The sequence below is a fragment of the Granulosicoccus antarcticus IMCC3135 genome (assembly GCF_002215215.1).
Taxonomy (GTDB): Bacteria; Pseudomonadota; Gammaproteobacteria; order Granulosicoccales; family Granulosicoccaceae; genus Granulosicoccus; species Granulosicoccus antarcticus.
In genome coordinates this window covers 2,520,708-2,542,934 of sequence record NZ_CP018632.1, presented here as the reverse complement: position 1 = coordinate 2,542,934, position 22,227 = coordinate 2,520,708, and the positions used below count along the sequence as shown (strand labels likewise).

Annotated in this window: 18 protein-coding genes; 2 read left to right on the top strand and 16 right to left on the bottom strand. The window is 52.2% G+C overall.

The features are described from left to right. Positions 1-30: 30 nt before the first annotated feature. From IMCC3135_RS11135 to IMCC3135_RS11095, 9 genes are all read right to left on the bottom strand, one after another. Positions 31-861 (bottom strand): carbohydrate ABC transporter permease, encoded by an 831-nt coding sequence (locus IMCC3135_RS11135; protein ID WP_088917668.1) that lies wholly within the window; start codon positions 859-861, stop codon positions 31-33. A gap of 12 nt (positions 862-873) precedes the next feature. Continuing rightward, positions 874-1,743 carry a carbohydrate ABC transporter permease gene (locus IMCC3135_RS11130; RefSeq protein WP_088917667.1) on the bottom strand — a complete coding sequence of 290 codons (870 nt, stop codon included), beginning with the start codon at positions 1,741-1,743 and terminating at the stop codon, positions 874-876. 252 nt (positions 1,744-1,995) lie between these two features. Then, positions 1,996-3,312, bottom strand: coding sequence for an ABC transporter substrate-binding protein (locus tag IMCC3135_RS11125; protein WP_088917666.1), 1,317 nt, complete (start codon positions 3,310-3,312; stop codon positions 1,996-1,998). Between the two features lie 427 nt (positions 3,313-3,739). Further along, positions 3,740-4,444, bottom strand: a complete 705-nt coding sequence (locus IMCC3135_RS11120) for an HAD family hydrolase (protein ID WP_088917665.1) — start codon at positions 4,442-4,444, stop codon at positions 3,740-3,742. Continuing rightward, positions 4,437-5,495, bottom strand: a complete 1,059-nt coding sequence (locus IMCC3135_RS11115) for a Gfo/Idh/MocA family protein (RefSeq protein ID WP_088917664.1) — start codon at positions 5,493-5,495, stop codon at positions 4,437-4,439. The genes IMCC3135_RS11120 and IMCC3135_RS11115 overlap by 8 nt, the downstream gene beginning before the upstream one ends. A gap of 74 nt (positions 5,496-5,569) precedes the next feature. Further along, positions 5,570-5,959 (bottom strand): diacylglycerol kinase, encoded by a 390-nt coding sequence (locus IMCC3135_RS11110; protein ID WP_169727444.1) that lies wholly within the window; start codon positions 5,957-5,959, stop codon positions 5,570-5,572. Further along, complete coding sequence (locus tag IMCC3135_RS11105; RefSeq protein ID WP_157735913.1) at positions 5,940-6,437, bottom strand: YqaA family protein; 498 nt, start codon at positions 6,435-6,437, stop codon at positions 5,940-5,942. Before IMCC3135_RS11105 ends, IMCC3135_RS11110 begins: the two co-directional genes overlap by 20 nt. A 62-nt stretch (positions 6,438-6,499) precedes the next feature. Beyond that, the gene (locus tag IMCC3135_RS11100) at positions 6,500-8,275 is read right to left on the bottom strand and encodes a phosphoethanolamine transferase (protein WP_088917661.1); all 1,776 of its coding nucleotides are present in this window, start codon (positions 8,273-8,275) and stop codon (positions 6,500-6,502) included. Between the two features lie 25 nt (positions 8,276-8,300). Continuing rightward, positions 8,301-9,980, bottom strand: a complete 1,680-nt coding sequence (locus IMCC3135_RS11095) for a BamA/TamA family outer membrane protein (protein ID WP_157735912.1) — start codon at positions 9,978-9,980, stop codon at positions 8,301-8,303. Positions 9,981-10,135: 155 nt separating this feature from the next. Between IMCC3135_RS11095 and IMCC3135_RS11090 the strand changes: the two genes are divergently transcribed. Beyond that, positions 10,136-11,656: a sensor histidine kinase gene (locus IMCC3135_RS11090; protein ID WP_169727443.1), complete on the top strand. Its 1,521-nt coding sequence runs from the start codon at positions 10,136-10,138 to the stop codon at positions 11,654-11,656. Between the two features lie 51 nt (positions 11,657-11,707). Here IMCC3135_RS11090 and IMCC3135_RS11085 read toward each other — a convergent pair whose 3' ends face one another. After that, positions 11,708-12,421 (bottom strand): response regulator transcription factor, encoded by a 714-nt coding sequence (locus IMCC3135_RS11085; protein WP_088917658.1) that lies wholly within the window; start codon positions 12,419-12,421, stop codon positions 11,708-11,710. Positions 12,422-12,604: 183 nt separating this feature from the next. Between IMCC3135_RS11085 and IMCC3135_RS11080 the strand changes: the two genes are divergently transcribed. Further along, on the top strand, positions 12,605-14,611 hold the full coding sequence (locus tag IMCC3135_RS11080; RefSeq protein ID WP_205738002.1) for an LTA synthase family protein: 2,007 nt from the start codon (positions 12,605-12,607) through the stop codon (positions 14,609-14,611). Here IMCC3135_RS11080 and tadA read toward each other — a convergent pair. The 6 genes from tadA to infB form a co-directional block, all read right to left on the bottom strand. Continuing rightward, a complete protein-coding gene (gene tadA, locus IMCC3135_RS11075; RefSeq protein WP_088917657.1) occupies positions 14,588-15,055 on the bottom strand; it encodes a tRNA adenosine(34) deaminase TadA in 468 nt (155 codons plus the stop codon). The two genes, IMCC3135_RS11080 and tadA, sit on opposite strands and share 24 nt — an antisense overlap. A 111-nt stretch (positions 15,056-15,166) precedes the next feature. Continuing rightward, positions 15,167-17,275 carry a polyribonucleotide nucleotidyltransferase gene (gene pnp / locus IMCC3135_RS11070; RefSeq protein WP_088917656.1) on the bottom strand — a complete coding sequence of 703 codons (2,109 nt, stop codon included), beginning with the start codon at positions 17,273-17,275 and terminating at the stop codon, positions 15,167-15,169. 105 nt (positions 17,276-17,380) lie between these two features. Continuing rightward, positions 17,381-17,653: a 30S ribosomal protein S15 gene (gene rpsO, locus IMCC3135_RS11065; protein WP_088917655.1), complete on the bottom strand. Its 273-nt coding sequence runs from the start codon at positions 17,651-17,653 to the stop codon at positions 17,381-17,383. 86 nt (positions 17,654-17,739) lie between these two features. Then, a complete protein-coding gene (gene truB, locus IMCC3135_RS11060; protein ID WP_088917654.1) occupies positions 17,740-18,717 on the bottom strand; it encodes a tRNA pseudouridine(55) synthase TruB in 978 nt (325 codons plus the stop codon). A 125-nt stretch (positions 18,718-18,842) separates the two neighbouring features. Beyond that, a complete protein-coding gene (gene rbfA, locus IMCC3135_RS11055) occupies positions 18,843-19,259 on the bottom strand; it encodes a 30S ribosome-binding factor RbfA (RefSeq protein WP_088917653.1) in 417 nt (138 codons plus the stop codon). After that, positions 19,256-22,210: a translation initiation factor IF-2 gene (infB, locus tag IMCC3135_RS11050; protein WP_088917652.1), complete on the bottom strand. Its 2,955-nt coding sequence runs from the start codon at positions 22,208-22,210 to the stop codon at positions 19,256-19,258. Before infB ends, rbfA begins: the two co-directional genes overlap by 4 nt. Between the last annotated feature and the right edge of the window lie 17 nt (positions 22,211-22,227).

Here is a 22,227-nt window from a genome sequence, read left to right as displayed (position 1 = left end):
TCCGATTCGTTCCTTGCCGCCGGCAAAGAACTACTTAACCGCGCCGAATGTCAGGCCGCGGACCAATTGTTTCTGGCTGAACCAGCCAAGGATGAGCACTGGCGCTATTGCCATGGTGGAGGCCGCCGACAACTTTGCGTAGAAGAGACCTTCCGGACTGGAATAGCTGGCAATGAACTGCGTCAACGGTGCTGCTTTTGTTGTCGTCAATACCAAGGTCCAGAACGCTTCGTTCCAGGCCAGTATCACGTTCAACAACAGTGTTGATGCAATCCCTGGAAGTGCCATGGGAGTCAGCACATACAATATTTCGGACTTCAGACCGGCACCATCCATGCGAGCCGCCTCAAGGATTTCACCCGGTATTTCACGAAAGTAGGTAAACAGCATCCAGACAATGATAGGTAGATTCACCATCGTCAAAACGATAACCAGACCTGTTCGTGAATCCAGCATGCCCCAATCCCTGAAGATGAGGTAGATAGGAATCAGAACACCGACCGGTGGCAACATCTTGGTCGATAACATCCACAAAAGAATGCCGCGTGTCTTCTTGGATGGCACAAAGGCCATCGACCAGGCCGCAGGTACTGCGATGATCAGACCCAGCAGCGTTGAGCCGACAGCAATGATGACCGAGTTCATGAAGTAGCGCGGGTAGTTGGAACGACTGTTGACTTCCTGATAGTTCTCCAGCGTCCAATCAAAATCGAACAGCGATGGCGACAGCGATATCGCCTCTGCTTCGGTTTTGAAGCTCGTCAGGATAGTCCAGAAAATCGGGAAAAATATCAGTATCCCGAATGCCCAGGCTACGCCCGTATTAATCAAACGTCTATTGAGTGTGACTTGTCTTGCCATGACTGTATTCTCCTATAGGTCCAGGTTCTTGCCGACCATGCGCATCAGGAAGATGGCAACGATGTTGGCGAGAACGACAGCGACAATACCGCCTGCTGAACCACCACCCACATCGAACTGCAGCAGCGATTGCATGTAGACAAGGTAGGGGATATTCGTTGAGGCATAGCCTGGTCCACCATTGGTGGTCACAAGAATCTCAGCAAAGATCGATAGCAGGAAGATTGTCTGAATCAGGATGACAACCGTTCCGGCACGTGCCAGATGCGGCACAATGATATGGAAGAAACGCGATACAGCACTCGCACCATCCATTTCGGCTGCTTCTATCTGCTCACTGTCCAGCGACTGCATGGCAGTCAGCAGTATCAATGTGGCAAAGGGCAGCCATTGCCAGGACACGATCATGATGATCGAGGCGAGCGGGTGATGTCCCAGAAAGTCGATGGGTGTCGCACCCAGAGTATTCGCCAACCAGGCAAACAGTCCATTGGTGGGGTTCATGAACATGTTCTTCCATACCAGCGCCGTAACAGTGGGCATGACGAAGAAAGGCGCGATGAACAAGAGGCGAACAATACCCTGGCCAAACATGGGCTGGTCCAATAGAAGTGCCAGCAACGTTCCACCAACTACGGTGATGATAAGTACACCTCCGACAATGGCGAGCGTATTGCCCAGGGCTTCAAAAAAAGCCGGATCAGTCAGGAAGTATTGATAGTTTGCGATCCCGGCGAAAGAGGTCCCGGGGGTCAACAGGTTGTAATGAAGAAACGAGAAGTACAAAGTCATCGCCAGAGGCACAATCATCCATAGAAAAAGCAGGATGACCGCCGGCGAGAGCATCGCCTTCCCAGCGGTGCGCGAGTGAGTGGTTGACATGATTTCCTCCGTCAATCCGTTCGAATAGGAAGCAAACCTGTTAGGGGATGCTCATACATATATTCGATCAAGCTCCTTGTGCTTTCGAAACTCGATCATGCTGTAACAACTGCATCTATCGTTGCTTAATGCACTTCTGACGGAACGCGACAGGACGAAACGGGCATCCCTGCCCTCACCCCTTTAGGGTGTCATCCGCATCACTCACAATACAACCGGTGGTAACCGGCGCACTGTAGGGGTACTAGCTTTTTACTTAGGGTAGCCGGCTTTGGACATGGCGCGTGTTGTCAGTGCTTGAGCGCTTTTCAGTGCATCTTCGACACTAACTTGTCCGGCCAGAGCTGCTGCGAACTGTTGTCCAACTGAAGTTGCAATACCCTGGAATTCAGGGATAGCGACGAACTGCACACCAACGTAAGGCACTTCATCAACAGTCGGGTTAGTTGGATCAGCTGCCTCAATGCTTTTCAGCGTCATGGCGGCAAAAGGTACTTTCTGATATTCAGGATTTTCGTACAGAGATTTACGAGTTCCCGGTGGTACGTTAGCCCAGCCTTCGTTGGACGCTACCAGTTCCAGGTACTGCTTGCTGGTTGCCCATGCTACGAACTTCTTCGCAGATTCGGCTTTTTCTGTACCGGCAGGAATCGCCAGAGACCAAGCCCACAGCCAGTTGCCGCGCTTGCCCAGACCGTTGTCCGGTGCCAATGCAAATCCTACCTGATCAGCGACTTTGGAATCATCAGGATTAGTAACGAAAGAAGCCGCTACCGTGGCATCGATCCACATACCGCACTGGCCGTTCTGGAACAATGTGAGGTTTTCGTTGAAGCCGTTGGAAGAAGCACCTGGAGGGCCTGCATCGTTCATCAGATCAACGTAGAAGTTGAGTGTGTCAGCCCACTGCTGAGTATCAAATTGAGCTTTCCAGTCCATATCGAACCAGCGTGCACCGAAAGAGTTGGCTGTTGCAGTCAGAAACGCCATGTTCTCACCCCAACCAGCTTTACCACGCAGGCAGACACCGTAGGTTCCAGCATCCTTGTCTGTCATGGCTCGAGCTGCTTTGCCAATGAATTCCCAGGTAGGATCTTCAGGCATTTCCATGCCGGCCTTTTCCATCAGGTCCTTGCGGTACATGACCATGGAAGATTCGCCGTAAAATGGTGCTGCAAACAGCTTGTCATCCATTGACAGACCACCACGAATACCTGGCAGGATGTCGTCGGTGTCATAGTCATCAGGCAATCCGTCAAGTTCCAGCAACCAGCCTTGCTTGGCCCAGATAGGCACTTCGTATGTACCGATAGTCATGATGTCGAACTGTCCGCCTTTAGTAGCGATATCAGTCGTGACCTTCTGACGCAGTGCGTTTTCTTCCAGTGTTACCCATTCCAGATCGATGTCCGGGTTGGCTTTGGTGAATTCGCCTGACAATTTTTGCATGCGGACCATGTCACCGTTGTTAACGGTAGCGATGGTCAGTGTTTCTGCGCTAGCTGCCAACGAGACGCTTGCTGCCATGGCGGCTACGGTCAAAGCGATGACGTTTTTCTGCATTCGCATAGTTCTCCTCCGGGAGTTACATGAGATTGCTGCGGTATTTGCAACAGGACCAATGTACGTCCGTCACAAGTCTTTGAACAGTACAAAAGTAACTAGTTTCTATGTTTTTTTTGCACTATTAAAAAAACACATACAAATACGCGCAGTTCGAGTTAGGTTTAATTGTGAAGGTAAATACATAATCACTGCAATGGAATGATACCTGTTACTCATTTATACATAATGACCACATCTGTATCAAGGACGCGGCACGGATTGACAGAAACATCGTGCCAGCTGAATAACGAACACTAGAGTGATGAATCAGATGACGGTATCGGCATCATGTTGCACAAACTGATGTGACCTTCACTCATGCGCCCTTCTTTGCAGGATAGGTCGGAATCAATCCTCGACAGCTCGCCTGGACGACACGAGTCAAGCGGATCTAAACCTGACCACTGAACTGAAATTCGCCACTTTTCAGAATATCCAGAACCTCGTGCAGACTTTTGCAGACGCGATGTTGCAACAACAACAGCTCTGCTGTCGGTTCAACCAGATCAGGCACCTGAAAGACCGCAAAGCCAGCAGCAACGCCAGCCTTCACGCCATTGCTTGAATCCTCGAATACGATGGTGCGAGTCTTGTCCGCCCCCACGACTGCCGCCGCATTGAGGAAAATTTCGGGATCAGGCTTACTGTTTCGAACCGTATCTCCACCGACAATCTCCTGAAACCAATGGATGATGCCCGTCCGGGTGAGCTTCATCGTGGCAATCGAGGTGGCACTGGATGTTGCCACCGCCAGTTTCACGCGATTCAGGGCCAGCCATGCCAGCAACTCAGGCACACCTGGCTTCAACAGAAGCTCGCCCTCAGTAATGAGCACATGATAACGCTCTGCCCAATGACCTCGAAAACCTTTGACATCAACCCTGTCTCCAATACCACGCTGCAGAATCAACATCAGAGATGCCTCATTACTGCCGACCAGAGACAGAAACAGAGCTCTTTGATCGCCCAGTGAGTATTCGGTACAGGTTTGCGCAAAGCTCTCCAGAGACAATCTTTCTGTGTCAATCAGAAGCCCGTCCATATCGAAAAGCGCAGCATCAGGAACCGTCGGATTTTTCATTGCAATATCAATCATGGGTTTGTTCCAACTCTACCAGCGCGCCTGTCTGTACAGCCTGGGCAATTGCTTCCACAACTCGCAGATTGTTGAGACCATCAACCACACTCACCGCTGGACTCACCTTTCCGCGTATCACCTGGAGAAAATGAGCAAGCTGAGACATCAGAGGATCGATGCTATCGAGTGTGACTATCTCCTGCTCCAGCGGATCCCACCATGATGCGTTCTGCCCCTCAATACAACGTCTGATTCTCATCGTGGGTATGGACAAGCTACCGCGAGTGCCAGCAATGAAATAACAATCATTGTCAGGATAGCGAGCGTAGGCAGGATTCTCGCCTGATGTCTGCTCCCAGCTGTGGCTACTGGCAGCAACATCGGAGAGCAGGAATGTACCCAGTGCACCACTGGCAAAGCGCAAGCTCATGGAAACCGTCTCCTCCACCGGCATGCCTCGGACGACGCTGGAACTCATCGCCTGCACATGGGTGATTTCGCCCATCAGCATCCGCAGATTATGAACTTCATGAATCATGTTGATGAGAATGGGCCCACCGCCTGCCTGCGAACGCCAGAGTGCTTCCAGAAAGTAGTCGGCTGGCTTGGGGAACTGCGCACTTCCCATCATGGAGACCAGCTGTCCCAACTGCCCGCTGGCAACAATAGCGCAGGCTCGAGCCATAATTGCGCTATGTGCGCGATGATGCCCTACCAGCAAAGGTATGCCGGTACGCCTGACCTGAGCCGCCAGTTGCAAGCCTTCCTCACAGTTTATAGCCACTGGTTTTTCCAGTAACGTAGGTATACCGGCGTTCAGGCAGAAGCCAGCCTGGCTGACATGAAACTGATTGGGTGTCGCAAGGATAAGCCCATCGGGGTGCGCAGCATCCAGCAAATCCTGCAGGCAAAGAAAATGCGGAACCCCGTGTTGTGCCGCCAGTTCACCCACCGAGTCGGATGGCTCAACGATGGCTGCAAGACAACACTCAGAGCTGTTGACTATGGTCTGTATATGGGCTTTACCAATAAGCCCAGCTCCTACAACAGCTATCTTGAGTACAGTCATGCAAGGCTTCAGTACAACACGGAACACAGTGCAATGATGCCATCGCACTCCCACCTTGTCTTACTTTGACTGGTCTATGAGAAAAACAGCACCTCTAACCAGGTATAACCCCAGACCAACAGAGCGATGAAAACAGCAGCCGATCCAATATCCTTGGCCTTGCCCGAAAGCTCGTGATATTCAGCACCAATTCGATCGACAACCGATTCAAGAGCACTATTAAGCAACTCGGTAACCAGCACAAAGCCGGTAGCCATGATCAGCATGAAACGATCCATGCTACTCAAGTCCATTAACAGGAAGGCGGGAACGAGAAGCAATGCCAGTAAGCACTCCTGCCTGAATGCCGCCTCGCTGTGCCAGGCAGATGACATGCCTTTGAACGAATAGCCCCCTGCCTTGATGATACGGGTCAGGCCCGAGTGTTTTGGTGGCACGCACTTTTCAACTTTCTGAATTGACATTCGGTTTTCCGGAAATAAAATGAGCTGTCAGCAAGGTCACCAGATAGAAGCGCAATGCCCGGCCCAGAACGACAGTGAAAATAAACGGGAGCAGACCTATATGCAGAAGTCCCGCCCCTAAAGAAAAAACACCCAATGGTACAGGTACAAAGGCTGCCAACAACACAAGCCCTTCCCCCCAGTGATCAATGCCATGTATCAAGCGCTCAAGCCATGTACCTGTCGTATACATTTTGTCCCACGGCAGATAGCTCTCTGCAAGAAAGCCCAGAGCGTAACCGTAGATGGCACCAATACCTGAAAACACCGTTGCCAGCATGGCAAGGTATATGGCGGCCGCGGGCCGCGATTGTGTCAAGCGTACCAGTACAAGCTCGACGGGCAACATGGGAACACTGGCCTCCAATGCCGCCCACCCCATCAAGCCACGCTCACTGGTGAGCCGCAATCGCCATCGCTGCCATCTCAACAATCTCACTGAGGTATTTGACAAACTCTGTCGGACAGCCTCTCCAGCACACTCCTTGAGGGAGCCAGGGGTCATTGACTGACAACGGGACTGTACGATTGCGCCCTTTCACTATCAGACCAGTTATCCGATGCAACCTTATTCATATCTTGTCCCATGAAATCATCGTTGAACAGGTTCAGTTCTGGCTTGTACAGTGAACTACTGATCTCATACAGACCCAGCAAGCTTGTACTGATATTGTCATGCGTCAAGGGAAGCTGCACCTGAGTTACCCCGTTGGGCAGAATCGACCAGTTTCGCTCACGCATCAGCTCAGGTGAAAGCCATGCCAGCATGGGGACTTCCTGCTGTACTGCGGGTGCGATAAACCTTGGAAGCCCATGCAGGTAGATACCATTCTCCCCAAGCGATTCTCCATGATCCGAGGCATACAGCAAAAAACTACTGTCATTTCTGGCATCAAGACGATCTATCAGTGAAGCCAGTATGTAGTCGGTATAGAGAATCGTATTGTCATAGGCATTGACTATCTCTTCGGAGCTGCAATCCTGAGGTGCCTTGCTCTGACAAAAAGGTGTGAAGCGTGCAAAGGATTCCGGATACCGTCGATAATAGGCTGGCCCATGACTTCCCATGGTATGCAAGACAAGTAGCACATCCCCTTGAGTTGAATCCAGGTATTGATCCACATTTTCCAGCAGTACCTCGTCATGCCAGGCCCCATCGACAAACAGGGGATTACTGACATCGGCATTTTTCAGTAAGTTGGTATTCTCGATTCTATTGCAGACCCCTTTACAACTCGAATTGCTATCAACCCAGACCGTCTTGACACCCGCCTTCTCCAGAACATCCAGAACGTTGGACTGCTGAGCAGCCTTCTCTGGCGTGTACTCACTCTGCCCCAGAAACGAGAACATGCAAGGTACCGAGAAGGCAGTTGATGTACCGCAAGAGGTCACATTATCGAAGTTGATGATGTTGCGTTGAGAGAGCTCGGGATTGGTTTCTCGCGGATAGCCATTGAGTGAAAAATTGCCCCTGCGTGCTGTCTCGCCAACCACCATGATACCTACCTTGCGAGCGGCACTGGTCACCGGCTTGAGGGCATCATCACCAAGCTCTGTAAAAACGAACTTACTGGCTTCCTGCTTTCTCTGAATTAATTGCGAAGTTGTCTTGATCGGAAAAAACGGCGTCAGATACACTTCCAGATCTGCATTCTCCCGAGAAAAATAAGTTATATATTTGAAGTTGAACATCACCATGACCACCGCCACTACAACCACCGCGGCCGCCCACCCTATCCGTCCTGTGCTATCTCTCCAGAATGATCCGTAGTCTACTTTCGTGAACAAAACAAACATCGCCGGAACAAGCGCAGTTGGAATCAGAAACAGAACCATGGAAAACGACAGAAGCTCCATACCTTCCTGCGTATTTCCGTCCTTGACTGTCTCTGTGATATTTCTGATCATTTCCATGTCATAGACAACGCCCAGCTTGCGGGTAAAGTAGGCAAGCATGGCCGATACAATCAGTAACAGAACAAGTATGGGTTTGAGCACGTAGCGCTGCCCGAGCAGCAGCATCGGTATGACCAGCAGCATCACCATTAGTGCAAGCAGACTGAGGCCATAACCGATGGCACTCGCACCGATCGGTGAAAGACGACTGTACAGCTCGGACCACAAGGCAACGTTATCAACCAGGCATACCCATAAAACAATCAGTACGATCAGTTGCGGTGCTGACAGACTCAATCGCCAGACCTTCTGGCCTCGATTATTATTCGCCGACGGATTTTCGAGCTTGCCCGAGTACACTGCAGTTGTATTATTCATTATTCCTGTTGATTGACTGTATTAATTAGAAATTGATTTGTGTGCCGATGAAGATTTGAAAAGCATCCAGATCTTCATTGCTACTCAAGGGCACTGCGATATCAAACCGGTTGACCGCAGAACGTGAGCTTCGGGTAGGAGCCAGTAACAGGCCGACGCCAATATTGGCAAGCGTGTCTGCCTGCTCATCTTCAGACCAGGCTCGCCCACCCTCAATAAATCCGGTGACAGCGGTGTTAACCAACGACCAGGGCGACCAGGCTGTGATATGGCGGTACTCTGCAACCCCGAGAACACGTCGGCCGCCGACTTGGAACCGAGTGGGATATCCTCGCAGCCCATCTGCACCACCGACGGCGAAGTTATCGAAAGCTGAGAAACCGTCTCGCATCTGCGCACTCAGCCGCAGATCGAGTTGATCGACATCACTCAGCCAGTAGAAGAACTGATAACGCACACTGATCTCCTTGCGCTCCAGCTCGCGGCTACCGAAGTACTGCAGCTGATGAAAGCTGAAATTGTGAAGCGATGAATTGCCGGCATACCAGCCCTTGTCAAGATCAATCGACAAACGCAACGTATCCTCCTCATTACCTAGCCCCCGCAGTATCAGACCCGCTTCAGCAGACACACTCAGCCCCAGATCAATGTCCTCGATATTGCGAATGCCGATATAGTTCTGTCGCTTCACCCAGCGACTCTCACTCCATTGAGCGCTCAGAAAGGGATATGCCTGTTGATAGTCAGTCGCACTGTCAATGTCCTGCCCATCAATCGCCGCTAGAGTCTGCTCCTGATCAATACGAATACCCCCACCGAGTCGGGCTGTAGGCAGATCCGAATCTGGCAGACGTTTTGAAAATTGCAGCTCGAAGCGCGTGCTCTGCAGCGATAGCTCGGGCACTTGCTGATCGTCGTAAGCACCACTACTGGAAAGTGAACGTGTCGACTCATTGGCACTGATCTGCCAGGCATGTGTAGCGACTTGGGAATAAAACGGTAATCCGAACTCCAACGAATACCCCGGCTCACCGTCCATGTCCGAGAACTGGACACCCAGCCGATATCGACTACCCAATACATTGTCGTCGCCGTATTGGAATAAGGTTTTCTGTTCATCTCCCGAACGAGAGTTACGCAGGGTAAATTCCTTTCCCAGACCCAGTACATTCATATCCTGGATCTCGAATGAATAGCGTGTCTGTCCACCGGCAGAGCCAAATGAGGCAGACGGTGTCAACGTCCAGTTGTCCACCGTCCTGACTTCGACGTCGACCCGGTTCTCACACAGCCTGTGAGCTGTGACGAGTGCATCGCGAAGGTAGCGTTTTCCACGCAGAATACGCTCGGCTTCCAGCATTTTTTCGACAGAGAAAACATCGCCTTCGGCAAACGGTAACGCATTGAAAACCGTGCCCTGTCGAGTATTCAGGTGCAGGGAATTTGCCGCAGAATGCACAAATGCATTTTCAGACTCACGACTCAAATCAAACAAGTCGCCCGTTCTTATCGTGATGCGACCAAATACCAGAGCTTGCCCGGAGTTGCTTTCCAGAGCCTCGGCACCACCTGGCTGCCAGGCAACACAGCGATTATCATCTGCGTGACTGGACAGACTGATAAATACCGCCAACAGCACAACAGACAGCCTGAGAGGCTGCAAGGAGTGCCGAGTAACGATGTGCAGGGAGAATGTATCTTTCATGTCACCATGATCGACTCCTTGACTGAGCATCGGCTGAAGCGAAACTGAGAACTCGCTGAAACCAAACTGAAGACTGGCTGAAGATCTGAGCTCAAGCGCCACCGGATTGAATGACCAGCCAGCGCAGTACGTCATCTGTGTTGTACTATCAGCGCATGAAAGACTTCGCCCAAGCACTGTTCCGATCCGTCGTGCCGACGATTTTGCTGGTCTTGCTGACCGGTGGCGTGGTGCTCGATGTACTGATTACCGAGGGGCTGGAAGAAGATTTCGACGAACTGATGATTGCCAAAGCACTGGGCTTGATAGCGCTGGCTGAGGATGGTGATGACGGTGTCGAAATGGAGAACTACGAAGTCACCTTGCCAAACTATGCTCTGGCAGAAAACGCCGAGTACTTTCAGCTGGTCAATGATAGTGGCAAGGCGCTGATCAACTCTGCCTCCTTGTCTTACTGGGAAGACTCCGGTCATCCGTTTCCCGGACTCAATGAGCGAGATAACCAGGCATTACTCAGCGTCACGCTGCCAGATGGCCGTCCAGGACGACTATTGAGAAAACGTTTTGTGCCACGACTGGATTATGACGAAGACGGTGCATTCGGATTTCCACTGGAAATGGATGCCCAGTTTCTGGACTTCCCGGGCGAACCCGGCATTATTCGAATACAACAGCTTGTCGAACCCGACAACAAACCCATCACCATCGAACGCCAGCCTCTGACCCTGCAGCTTGCGGTTGGACGTGCCTCTCTGGACTCCCTGCTCTACAAGGTTCACTCGGTACTACTGCTCACAGGGCTAAGCATCATGCTGGTGATCGTGCTTCTTGCACGCAGGAGCATTAACAAAGCGGTCAAACCCCTTCGAGTCATGGCAGTCGAGCTTCACGACATTGACGAGCAGCGTTTCAATGAGCGATTACGCACTGACAGTAATGTGAACGAATTGCATGATCTGGCGCAAAGCGTCAATGTACTGCTGGGCCGCGTTGATGCCGCATTCGAGCGTGAGCGCCGCTTCTCAGGCGACGTTGCTCACGAGCTGAGAACGCCGCTCGCCGAGTTGCGCACCTTGCTGGATGTAACCGAGCGCTGGCCCGACGATCCTGCCATAAAACAGACATTCAGCACCGACGTCAGAGACGTGACTGATCGCATGCAACGTATCGTGGAAACGCTGTTGCAATTAAGCAGGAGCGAACAGGGCTTCGACCTGCTCATAAACTGCCAGGATCTGACCGAGCTGGTCCGTCACTGCGCAGGCAAACTCGAACAAGCCGCACAGGACAAACGCATCACATTGCAAGTACATATGACTGACACTGCCATAGGCTGTATCGGTCTGGATCAATGGCAGTCGATCTGCGGCAACCTGATGGAAAACGCCGTTGAATACGCCACTGAAGGCAGCCAGGTAGACATTGAGCTGAAGCCAGCCACTGACGGACTGATTCAATTCAGCGTCACCAACCAGACGAGCAACCTCACCGAGTCGGATCTGGACAATATGTTCGAACGACTTTGGCAAAAAGACACATCACGAACTTCAAGCCTGCACAGTGGCTTGGGCCTGGCGCTGGTACGCTCCTGTGCAAAACAGATCGGTGGCGAGGTTAAAGCGACGTTGAGCCAGGACAAACTGACCATCCTGGTTGTTGCACCTGCCCTTGCGTAACAACAGTGGAACGTTTATAAGTTCGCTGTGTGCAACTGATTGCCAACGCCCTTATTCCGCCTGATTTGCAGCTGACTCCCCCGCCGTCTTGGCCGCAATGAAATATCCGAACCCTCGCCGGTTTTCCACCAGTGCCGGGGCGCCAGCCGCTTTGAGCTTGCGTCGCAATGCACTGACATGTGCCTCTATGGCATTGCGGGTAACATCAGAGCTAGAGTCGTATAGTCGATCAATCAGTTGATCGTGTGTATGAATCTGCCCCCGACGTTGAGCCAGCAAAGCCACGATATTGTATTCGGAAGGCGTCAGAATGATTTGCTGCTGATCGTACATCACGGTTCGATCTTTCATGTCGATGACCACACCGAGTATCTGGATCTCTGAGTTCAGAGAAGCCTGTGCCGATATTGGCCGGCGGGACAGCGCTCTCAATCGAGACAAAAGCTCGTCAAAAGAGAAAGGCTTTACCAGGTAATCATCGGCGCCAGCATCCAGGCCCTTGATGCGATCCTCAGTGGTATCCCTGGCCGACAGAATGATGACTTGAGCCTGAATGCCCCCACGTCGAAGCTTACTTAGAAGAGTCAGACCATCGATCTTGGGAATCATCAGATCCAGAACCACAATGTCGTATTCGGAACCACACAGGAATGCCCAGGCTTGCTCACCATCATAAGCCTGATCCAGTACATAGCCCGAATTACGCAGACCCGCACCCAGAGAACGTTGTAGTCGGTGCGAATCCTCAACCAGAAGCAGCTTCATGATCTCGTCTATTCAATAAACAGTGACAGCACTTTGCCCTGTCACAGCGAACAGATCAAGTCATCAGTCTGAACAACTCAAATACCCAGACTGATATTCAGCCAAACCTCAGTTGCCCTTAAGCAAGACCTCAGCTAGCGAATCTATCTTCCATGGTTCAACAAGCAGAGTCATCAAAGTGAAATGGGCAACATCAGCAATATCCTTAACAACTTGCGTCCATTCGCTCTGATGATCGTATCGATCCTGCTGCTGCTCAGTATTTCGCGACTGGCATTGATCAGTCTCTGGTACTCCCGTGTCGAACAAAGCAATGCTTTCGGGTTCATCCTTGGCCAGGGGCTACGTTTTGATGCGGTATTACTCGGAATGCTGCTCGTGCCACTGGTGTTACTGATGCCATTGCTGAGCACCTCTTCTCTGATGTTTCCTGCCTGGCGCATGGTGCTGATTATTTATGCAACCCTGACATTCTCGTTGATTGCTTTCATGGAAATGTCGACACCGGCATTTGCCGAACAATTCGATGCCCGTCCCAATATCCTGTTTTTTGAATACTTCGAACACCCCAAAGAAATATTCGCAACTCTTTGGGGTGCCTATCGCGGACAGTTGTTACTCGGCATACCTTCCGTATTGGCATTAGGCTGGTGCGCGCAATTAGTCGTTAAAAAATCAATGCAGGCTGCAGTGCCTTTGTCACCATTCGTAGCTATGCCTCTGGCATTCGTATTATTACTCATCTGCGTGATGGCGGCTCGTTCCACACTTGCTCACAGAGCGGTGAACCCTTCCACCGTTGCTCGAACCAATGATGCTCTGATCAATGATTTGGCACTCAATTCAACCTACAGTGTTGCCTATGCCGCTTATGAAATGCGACACGAGGAACAAGGCGGTGCACGCTATGGAAACATGTCTGATGAAGACGCATTGGCAATTGTGCGTCGTGAGTCGCACATACCAGAATCAGCCTTTGTTGATGAATACACAACATGGCATGAGGCCGGCGCAGGCAATGCAAAAGCACGCCCACTTAATCTTGTCATTATCTTGCAAGAGAGTCTGGGCGCGGAGTTCGTCGGCTCAATGGGTGGTCTGGACCTGACACCTAATATCGATGCATTACGAGAAGAAGGCTTGAGCTTTGACAGACTGTACGCGACCGGTACCCGGTCGGTTCGTGGCATCGAAGCAGTTACCACAGGCTTTCTGCCAACCCCTTCACGCAGCGTTGTCAAACTCAGCAAATCCCAGCGCAACTTTTTCACCCTTGGACAGATGCTCAAGGAACAGGGCTATGACACCAGTTTCATCTACGGCGGTGAAGCGCACTTTGACAACATGAGACGCTTTTTCGTCAACAACGGCTTCGATACCATTATTGATGAGAAGGATTATATCGATCCGGTATTTACCGGCTCCTGGGGGGTATCGGATGAGGACCTGCTGACAAAGGCTCACCAGACGTTCGAAGCCATGGGAGACAAACCCTTCTTCTCACTGGTTTTCTCGTCCAGCAATCACACGCCGTTTGAATATCCCGATGGGCGCATTGAGCCTTTCGATAAGGAAAAACAGACAGTCAACAATGCTGTCAAATACGCAGATTACGCTGTCGGTGAATTCTTCGCCAAAGCTCGTCAATCAAGCTATTGGGACAATACTGTTTTCCTGGTCGTTGCCGACCACAACTCTCGAGTACACGGAGCTGATCTGGTACCGATCAACGGATTTCATATCCCCGCGGTGGTTCTGGGCAGCAGCATCAAACCTCAGCACTACAACAAAGTTGCCAGCCAGTCAGATCTACCACCCACTCTACTATCCCTGATAGGCATTCAGGGTCTTAACCCCATGCCTGGGCGAGACCTGACACAACTGGCCGATGATGTTCCAGGGCGAGCAATCATGCAGTTCAACGCCATACAAGCGTATATGGAAGATGATGAGGTCGTCATTTTGCAAAAAGGCATGGATCCTCAATGCTTTACTTTTAACGGTACGCACCTGGTAGACGAACGCCAGCCTGACTCACGCATCAGTAACATCGCTGTGGCTCATTCGAGCTGGGCGTCGGCAACCTATGAAAACGGGCGCTACAAATCACTGCTTGCAAACAGCGCAGATACTGGCGACAACCACGATGTATTGGCAGAAGCTGGCTTAACGCCGGCGCTGGAAAAATAATTGCATCATCAACGCTGCCTCGTCTGCCGCAACGCCTTCAGTGACCGCTATATGGTGATCCACGCCATGTAGCCGCAAGGCCTCATGAATACTCACAACACCTCCGGTACGAGGCTCCCTGGCACCAAATACCAATCTGGCGACACGCGCCTGCAACAGAGCACCACAACACATCAGACACGGTTCCAGGGTGACGTACAGTGTCGCGCCGTCCAGTCGTGAGCTTTGCAGTTTTTTTGCAGCGGCCTGCAATGCCAGCACTTCAGCATGCCCACAGGGGTCATGGTCGATAATGCAGCGATTATAGCCAACCCCCAGAACCTGGCCAGACAGCACAACCAAAGCTCCAACCGGCACCTCATCTGACTCTCCGGCACGCTTTGCCAGCTCCAGGGCTTGCGCCATATAGCCTGCATCTATGCGTTGCTGATTAGCCGAGATCATCTTGCTTTGCTATTGAAATATCGTGACTACTATTCTATCGCACATAAAAAAGGAGGCCGAAGCCTCCTTTTCCAACGACTGTCCGGCAAGTCAGACTTGCCGCAGGGCTATTTAGCCCTCGCTGACAGACTCACCTTCTTCAACTGCTTTCATGCTCAGACGAATACGTCCTTGCTTGTCCACTTCCAGAACCTTGACCTTGACCATCTGACCTTCAGACAGCTCATCAGCAACGTTTTGTACACGCTGCTCAGAGATCTGAGAGATATGAACCAGACCATCTTTGCCAGGCAGGATGTTGACGAATGCACCGAAGTCCATGATCTTCTGCACACGACCTTCGTAGATAGTGCCCACTTCGATATCAGCAGTGATCAGCTCGATACGACGACGAGCTTCTTCACCGGCTGAACGATCGCTGGAAGCGATCTTGATCATGCCGTCATCACCGATATCGATGGTGGCGCCTGTCTCTTCAGTCAGAGCACGGATAACAGCTCCGCCCTTACCAATAACCGCTGCGATTTTCTCAGGGTTGATCTTGATAGTGATAAATCGTGGTGCATGCTCAGACAGGTCGTTGCGAGGCTCGTCAAGGACTTTAGCCATCTCACCGAGGATCCAGATACGGCCACCTTTAGCCTGCTCCAGTGCCTTTTCCATGATTTCGCGAGTGATACCCTGGATCTTGATGTCCATCTGCAATGCAGTAACACCACCAGCAGAACCTGCCACCTTGAAATCCATATCGCCAAGATGATCTTCATCACCCAGGATGTCAGACAGAACTGCGTAGCCGTTGTCTTCCTTGATAAGACCCATCGCGATACCCGCAACCGGAGCTTTCAAAGGAACACCAGCATCCATCAACGCCAGACTGGTTCCACACACAGACGCCATGGAGCTTGAACCGTTTGACTCAGTGATCTCTGATACAACACGAATGGTGTATGGGAAATCTTCGTCAGATGGCATAACTGCCTGAACGCCACGCTTGGCCAGTTTGCCGTGACCGATTTCACGTCGCTTCGGAGAACCGACAAAACCCGTCTCACCAACCGAGTACGGAGGAAAGTTGTAGTGCAGCATGAACGCCATGCGAGTCTCGCCGCTCAGCGCGTCGATGATCTGTGCATCACGGGTAGTACCCAGAGTTGCAACAACAATAGCCTGAGTTTCACCACGAGTAAACACGGCAGAACCGTGAGTACGCGGCAAAATACCAGTGTGAACCGAGATAGGACGAACAGTATCGGTTGTACGGCCATCGATGCGCGGCTCACCGGCAATGATGCGAGTCCGTACGATGGATTTTTCCAGCTTGCCAAACGCTGCTTTCACATCGCTTGAGCTATAGCCTTCTTCGCCTTCAGCCGCCGCCAACGCTGCAACAACCTTGTCCTTCGCAGCAGAAACAGCATCCTGACGAGCCATCTTGTCAGCAACCTGATAGGCAGCCGTCAGATCAGCCCGAGAGGCGTCGTCAACTTTTTGAGCCAGAGCTGCGTCTGCTTCAGGCGCAGACCAGTTCCAGGAAGGAGCATCGACTTCAGCGGCCAGAGCGTTGATTGCTGTGATCGCTGTCTGCATTTGCTCATGTCCGAACATGACCGCATCCAGCATGATGGATTCAGACAGCTGATCAGCTTCTGATTCCACCATCAAGACAGCTGAATCAGTACCGGCAACCACGAGATCCAGTTGAGATTCTTCCATCTGGGAAACCGTAGGGTTCAGTACATATTCGCCGTCGATGTAACCGACTTTTGCTGCACCGATAGGGCCAGCGAATGGCATGCCTGAGCAAGCCAGTGCGGCTGAAGCACCCAGCAAAGCCGGAATGTCAGCACTGATTTCAGGATCCAGAGACATAACTGTTGCAATGACCTGAACTTCGTTCATGAATCCTTTTGGAAACAATGGACGCAGCGGTCGATCGATCAGTCGTGAAATCAGAGTTTCTGATTCACTTGGACGACCTTCACGCTTGAAAAAACCGCCGGGGATTTTGCCCGCAGCGTAAGTCTTTTCCTGGTAGTTGATAGTCAGAGGAAAAAAGTTCTGACCCGGCTTGGCCTCTTTACGGCCAACCGCGGTTACCAGAACGACGGTATCGCCCATGCTGGCAACGATTGCGCAACTTGCCTGACGGGCGATTTCGCCTGTCTGCAAGGTAACGGTCTCATTACCGAATTGAAAAGTTTTTGAATATATGGTCACAAAGTGTTCCTGAGAAGGTAAGCGGCCTCAATGAAGAGGCCTCGTTACACTGCCACCAGATGGTCGCTGCCAGCTGATGGGCGATGGACTCCTTTGGAGCCGCCCTTAGCGGCGCAGACCCAGGCGCTTGATCAGGTTCTGGTAGCGGCTGGCATCTTTGCGGTGCAGGTAATCGAGCAACTTACGGCGCTGATTGACCATTCTCAGCAAACCACGACGTGAATGGTGGTCATGCTTGTGTTCTTTGAAATGTTCTGTGAGATGAGAGATTCGCGCAGACAGCAATGCTACTTGTACTTCTGGAGACCCTGTGTCCGTAGAGTCAACTTGGTGTTCCTTGACGATTTCCGCCTTTCGTTCTGGGCTAAGACAAGACATGTAGTATAAATTTCCAAATACGGGTTAAAAAATAGATGTGGTTCAACTGACAGAGTTAACGGCAGTTAACCCGTCATTATAACAGTTCACTCCCATTGAAGCACTCGACGGGGTGCGACTTGTTCACCAGATTCTGTCAACTCTCCCAGTCCCACCAGTCGACCTGCCGCGTCATAAACCCGACAAGGCACGTCAACATCCAGTGCAGACTGATTGGAATGTGTCAGATCACTGACGAGGCAAATAGCGGATTGCCCGCGCTGAAAGGCTGCCTCACCTGTCTCATCGATGGCAACAGACGGCAAATGAGCCAGACCTGCATCCAGCGGCAACAGCAATTCATCGAACTGCTCGACATTCGCTTCATCATCGGTCCCAGCCGCACTTGCCATTTGCTCAAGCGTCTCAAGCGTAACCATCGGAAATGAGGCATCAAACGGTGATACGAAAGTGCGTCGCAGTGCCGCTACGTGAGCTCCACAGCCAATCGCCTCACCAATATCTGTCACCAGTGATCGAATATAGGTGCCCTTCGAGCAACGAACAGCCAGGCGTGCAGTGGTGCCGGTGAATTCAAGCACTTCAAGCTCGTGAATGGTGATGGCTCTGGGTGGTCGCTCCACCTCCTTGCCTTCGCGCGCCAGCTTGTACAGCCGCTGACCATCGATCTTGATAGCGGACACCATTGGCGGTATCTGCTGCAGAGGCCCCTTGAAACGATTACAGATTTCGGTAAAGGATTCCAGCGTCAACTCAGTGGGTACCGGGCGTGTCTCAAGCACCTCACCATCAGCATCTGCCGAATTCGTTGTCACACCCAGTTGCAGAGTGGTCTCATAGCCCTTGTCAGCATCAAGCAAAAACGCACTGAGCTTGGTTGCTTCCCCGAAACAGATGGGGAGCATGCCGGTTGCCAACGGATCGAGACTGCCGGTATGACCTGCCTTCTTCGCTCCGAATACCCGCTTGGCTCGTTGCAATGCATGGTTCGAGCTGCCACCGGCAGGCTTGTCCAGCAATAGGATGCCGTGAACCGCACGGCCCTTGCGATTTCGACGACTCACAATGGAAACTCACTAGAAAAATGGGGGGGGGGGGAAGGAAAGCGAGAAAACTGACAAGGCGGGCACTGCCATGAGCACTGTCCACGACTGTGTCCACGGCTGTGCCCACCTGTCACGTCTGGCTCTCAGTCTGAAGAGGCTGCCTTACCGGCTACATCATCATCTTCTGACGGTTGTTCATCGTCTGTTGTATTACTGGCGACTGCATCGGCGATTATTGCCGACATATGCGCACCGCGCTCGGCAGAGTCGTCATAGTAGAAACGCAGAATAGGTACAGAACGCGTATTCATCTGTCTGGCCAGCTTCCGTCTCAGGAAACCGGAGGCACGTTCCAGCGCATCCTGAGTTTCCTTGCGTTCTTCCGGATCGAACAGGGAGAAATAGATCTTCGCAACCGACAGATCGCGCGAGACCTCTACCGATGCAATCGTCAGCATCGGTGAGACTCGCGGGTCTTTAACCTCTGTGCGGATCAATCCAGCGATTTCTCGCTGGATGAAATCCGCCACTCGGTGACTTCGTGGGTAATCGCTGGTCACAGTGTACGTGCTACCTCAGTACGCTCGAACACTTCGATTATGTCGCCCGGTTTGACATCAGTGTAGTTCTTGACACCGATACCACACTCGGTACCCATACGGACTTCCTTGACGTCATCCTTGAAGCGACGCAATGATTCCAACTCGCCTTCGTAGATAACCACGTTTTCCCGTAGAACACGAATGGGCTCGTCTTTACGCACCACACCGTCAACAACCATACAACCGGCGATAAGACCAAACTTCGGTGATGTGAACACTTCACCCACCTTGGCGTTACCAATGATGCGCTCGCGTACTTCCGGAGCCAACAGACCACCAGCCAACTGCTTGGCCAGATCGATTAGTTCGTAGATGACACTGTAGTAGCGAAGATCAGTTTCCTGTTCCTGCACCAATCGACGAGCTGCCGTATCTGCACGGACGTTGAAGCCCACCAGAATCGCACCAGAGGCGGATGCAAGATTTGCATCAGACTCGTTGATACCACCGACACCACCACCGACGATTCGGACTTCTACCTCATCGGTACTCAATCTCTCGAGTGATTCACGAATGGCTTCAAAGCTGCCTTTCACATCGGCCTTGACAACGAAGTTGACAACCGGTGTAACACCCTTGATTTGTGAGAACACGTCTTCCATTCGAGCCGGACGACGCTCTGCCAGTCTTGCATCACGGTGCTTACCGTAACGAAGTTCTGCCAGTTCACGCGCACTCTTCTCATCAGCTGCCACCAGCATTTCATCGCCGGCGTTTGGAGTTGCAGACAGTCCCAGCACCTGTACTGGTGTAGATGGGCCTGCTTCGTCAACCGATTTGCCATTTTCATCAAACATGGCTCGTACACGACCGGTTTCCTGACCGCAGATAAAGCTATCACCACGCTTGAGCGTACCTTCCTGAACCAGGATGGTGGCGACAGGGCCTTTACCCTTGTCCAATGATGCCTCGATGACGACACCGGAAGCATTACCTTCAGGTACGGCATTCAGCTCAAGAAATTCTGCCTGCAGAATCAATGCTTCCAGCAATTGATCGACGCCTTCACCGGTCAGGGCTGACAATGGAACAAACTGCGTGTCCCCACCCCATTCCTCTGAGATGACTTCGTGCTGTGACAACTCATTGCGAACACGCTCAGGATCAGCGCCTTCCTTATCCATCTTGTTGACCGCGATGATCAACGGCACTCCGGCTGCCCGGGCGTGCTGAATACCTTCAACAGTCTGAGGCATGACGCCATCATCAGCAGCGACAACCAGAACAACGATATCCGTTGCCTGAGCACCTCGTGCACGCATGGATGTAAATGCCGCGTGTCCCGGTGTATCGAGGAAGGTGATGACACCATTCTCGGTTTCTGTCTGGTAGGCACCGATATGCTGCGTGATACCACCGGCTTCGCCAGAGGCTACTCGTGCACGTCGGATGTAATCCAGCAGTGAGGTCTTACCGTGATCGACATGACCCATGACAGCGACAACTGGCGGTCTTGGTACCGCATCACCCTCACGATCTCCTGCAACCAGCGCTGCCAGTGCAGCTTCAACATCATCCGCACCCATTGGAATGGCTTTGTGGCCCATTTCTTCCACGACCAGAATCGCGGTGTCTTGATCCAGGAGCTGGTTGATGGTTGCCATGACGCCCATGGTCATCATCGCCTTGATGACTTCAGCCGCCTTCACTGCCATCTTGTTGGCAAGTTCAGCAACCGTAATGGTTTCTGGAACTTCTACATCACGTATGACTGGAGCTGTTGGTCTCTCAAAGCCATGCTTGGCTTCAACATTACCCTGCGCACGACGAGCCTTACCGCCACCCTTGCGCCGACCACCTTTGCCTTTGGCAACATGCAGCTGGTTGCGACCACCAAAACGGTTGTCTCCACCACCGCCGCCACCGGCACCTTTGCCGCGACCTTTACCTTTCGGCTTGTCAGGGCTACGAGCACCACCACGATCATTGCTACTGGCAGCCTGTTGAGCTTCCATTGCAGCACGTCGTTGTAGTTCAGCAGCGACTCGCTCCTGCTCACGACGCTCTTTCTCACGCTTGGCGTTGTCATCAGATTCCTGGCGACGCTGTGCAGCAACCTGCTTCTCAGCCATTCGCTCAGCTGCAGCACGTGCTGCAGTTTCAGCCACCAGGCGCTTCTCAGCCTCGCGGATCATTTTGGCTTTTTCTGCCGGACTCTGTTCTTTCACAGGAGCCTTGGGCGCTTCAGGTGCCGCTGCTTCTGGCACCTTGGCAGCCTCTGCCGTAGCAGCAGCTACTGCAGCCATTGCCTGAGCTTCGGCCTGGCGTGCTGCTTCAACAGCGGCATCTGCCGCCGACACCTTGGCAGCACTTTCGGCAGCCGCAGCTTCCCGCTTGCTTGCCTGCAATGCCTGAGCCGCAACTTGCGCTGCCACCTGTTCTGCCGCTGCTGCTGCATCTGCTGCACTGACGACTTTCACCGGTGGTGCGGCAGCTGCCGGAGCTTCTGCCACGATCTCTTCCGAGCTTGTAGTGCTGCCAGCATCAACTGTACTGTCATCTGTCGTCACACTGACCGACTCTGCACTAGCCACCGCATCGGACACGCTCGCTTCGCCAGCCGGCACTTCAGCCGCTTCAGATGCCTCACCTGCAACAGCTTCACCCGTCTCAGGGTTCACATAGGTCCGTCGCGCCCGCACTTCAACATTGACCTTCTTGCGGCCAGAAGCATCCGTTTGCAGCTCACTGACGCGCTTGCGCTTGAGGGAAATCCTCTTACTTGCACCCCCAGCGGCACCCTGCCCGCGCGACTCACGTAAATGAGTGAGCAGGGTCAGTTTCTCCGAATCGGAGATCATGTCGGTGTCGCTCGTCTTGGCGATGCCCGCATCACCAAGTTGCACAAGCAACTTGTCCACTGGCGTACCAACGACTTGCGCGAGCTGTTTTACTGTAACTTCAGCCATAGCTTCTCTTGTATGTT

Coding starts and splice junctions, on each gene's coding strand:
- IMCC3135_RS11135 (WP_088917668.1), bottom strand. CDS start 861: ATGGCAAGACAAGTCACACTCAATAGACGTTTGATTAATACGGGCGTA.
- IMCC3135_RS11130 (WP_088917667.1), bottom strand. CDS start 1,743: ATGTCAACCACTCACTCGCGCACCGCTGGGAAGGCGATGCTCTCGCCG.
- IMCC3135_RS11125 (WP_088917666.1), bottom strand. CDS start 3,312: ATGCGAATGCAGAAAAACGTCATCGCTTTGACCGTAGCCGCCATGGCA.
- IMCC3135_RS11120 (WP_088917665.1), bottom strand. CDS start 4,444: ATGATTGATATTGCAATGAAAAATCCGACGGTTCCTGATGCTGCGCTT.
- IMCC3135_RS11115 (WP_088917664.1), bottom strand. CDS start 5,495: ATGACTGTACTCAAGATAGCTGTTGTAGGAGCTGGGCTTATTGGTAAA.
- IMCC3135_RS11110 (WP_169727444.1), bottom strand. CDS start 5,959: ATGTCAATTCAGAAAGTTGAAAAGTGCGTGCCACCAAAACACTCGGGC.
- IMCC3135_RS11100 (WP_088917661.1), bottom strand. CDS start 8,275: ATGAATAATACAACTGCAGTGTACTCGGGCAAGCTCGAAAATCCGTCG.
- IMCC3135_RS11095 (WP_157735912.1), bottom strand. CDS start 9,980: ATGAAAGATACATTCTCCCTGCACATCGTTACTCGGCACTCCTTGCAG.
- IMCC3135_RS11090 (WP_169727443.1), top strand. CDS start 10,136: ATGAAAGACTTCGCCCAAGCACTGTTCCGATCCGTCGTGCCGACGATT.
- IMCC3135_RS11085 (WP_088917658.1), bottom strand. CDS start 12,421: ATGAAGCTGCTTCTGGTTGAGGATTCGCACCGACTACAACGTTCTCTG.
- IMCC3135_RS11080 (WP_205738002.1), top strand. CDS start 12,605: ATGGGCAACATCAGCAATATCCTTAACAACTTGCGTCCATTCGCTCTG.
- tadA (WP_088917657.1), bottom strand. CDS start 15,055: ATGATCTCGGCTAATCAGCAACGCATAGATGCAGGCTATATGGCGCAA.
- rpsO (WP_088917655.1), bottom strand. CDS start 17,653: ATGTCTTGTCTTAGCCCAGAACGAAAGGCGGAAATCGTCAAGGAACAC.
- infB (WP_088917652.1), bottom strand. CDS start 22,210: ATGGCTGAAGTTACAGTAAAACAGCTCGCGCAAGTCGTTGGTACGCCA.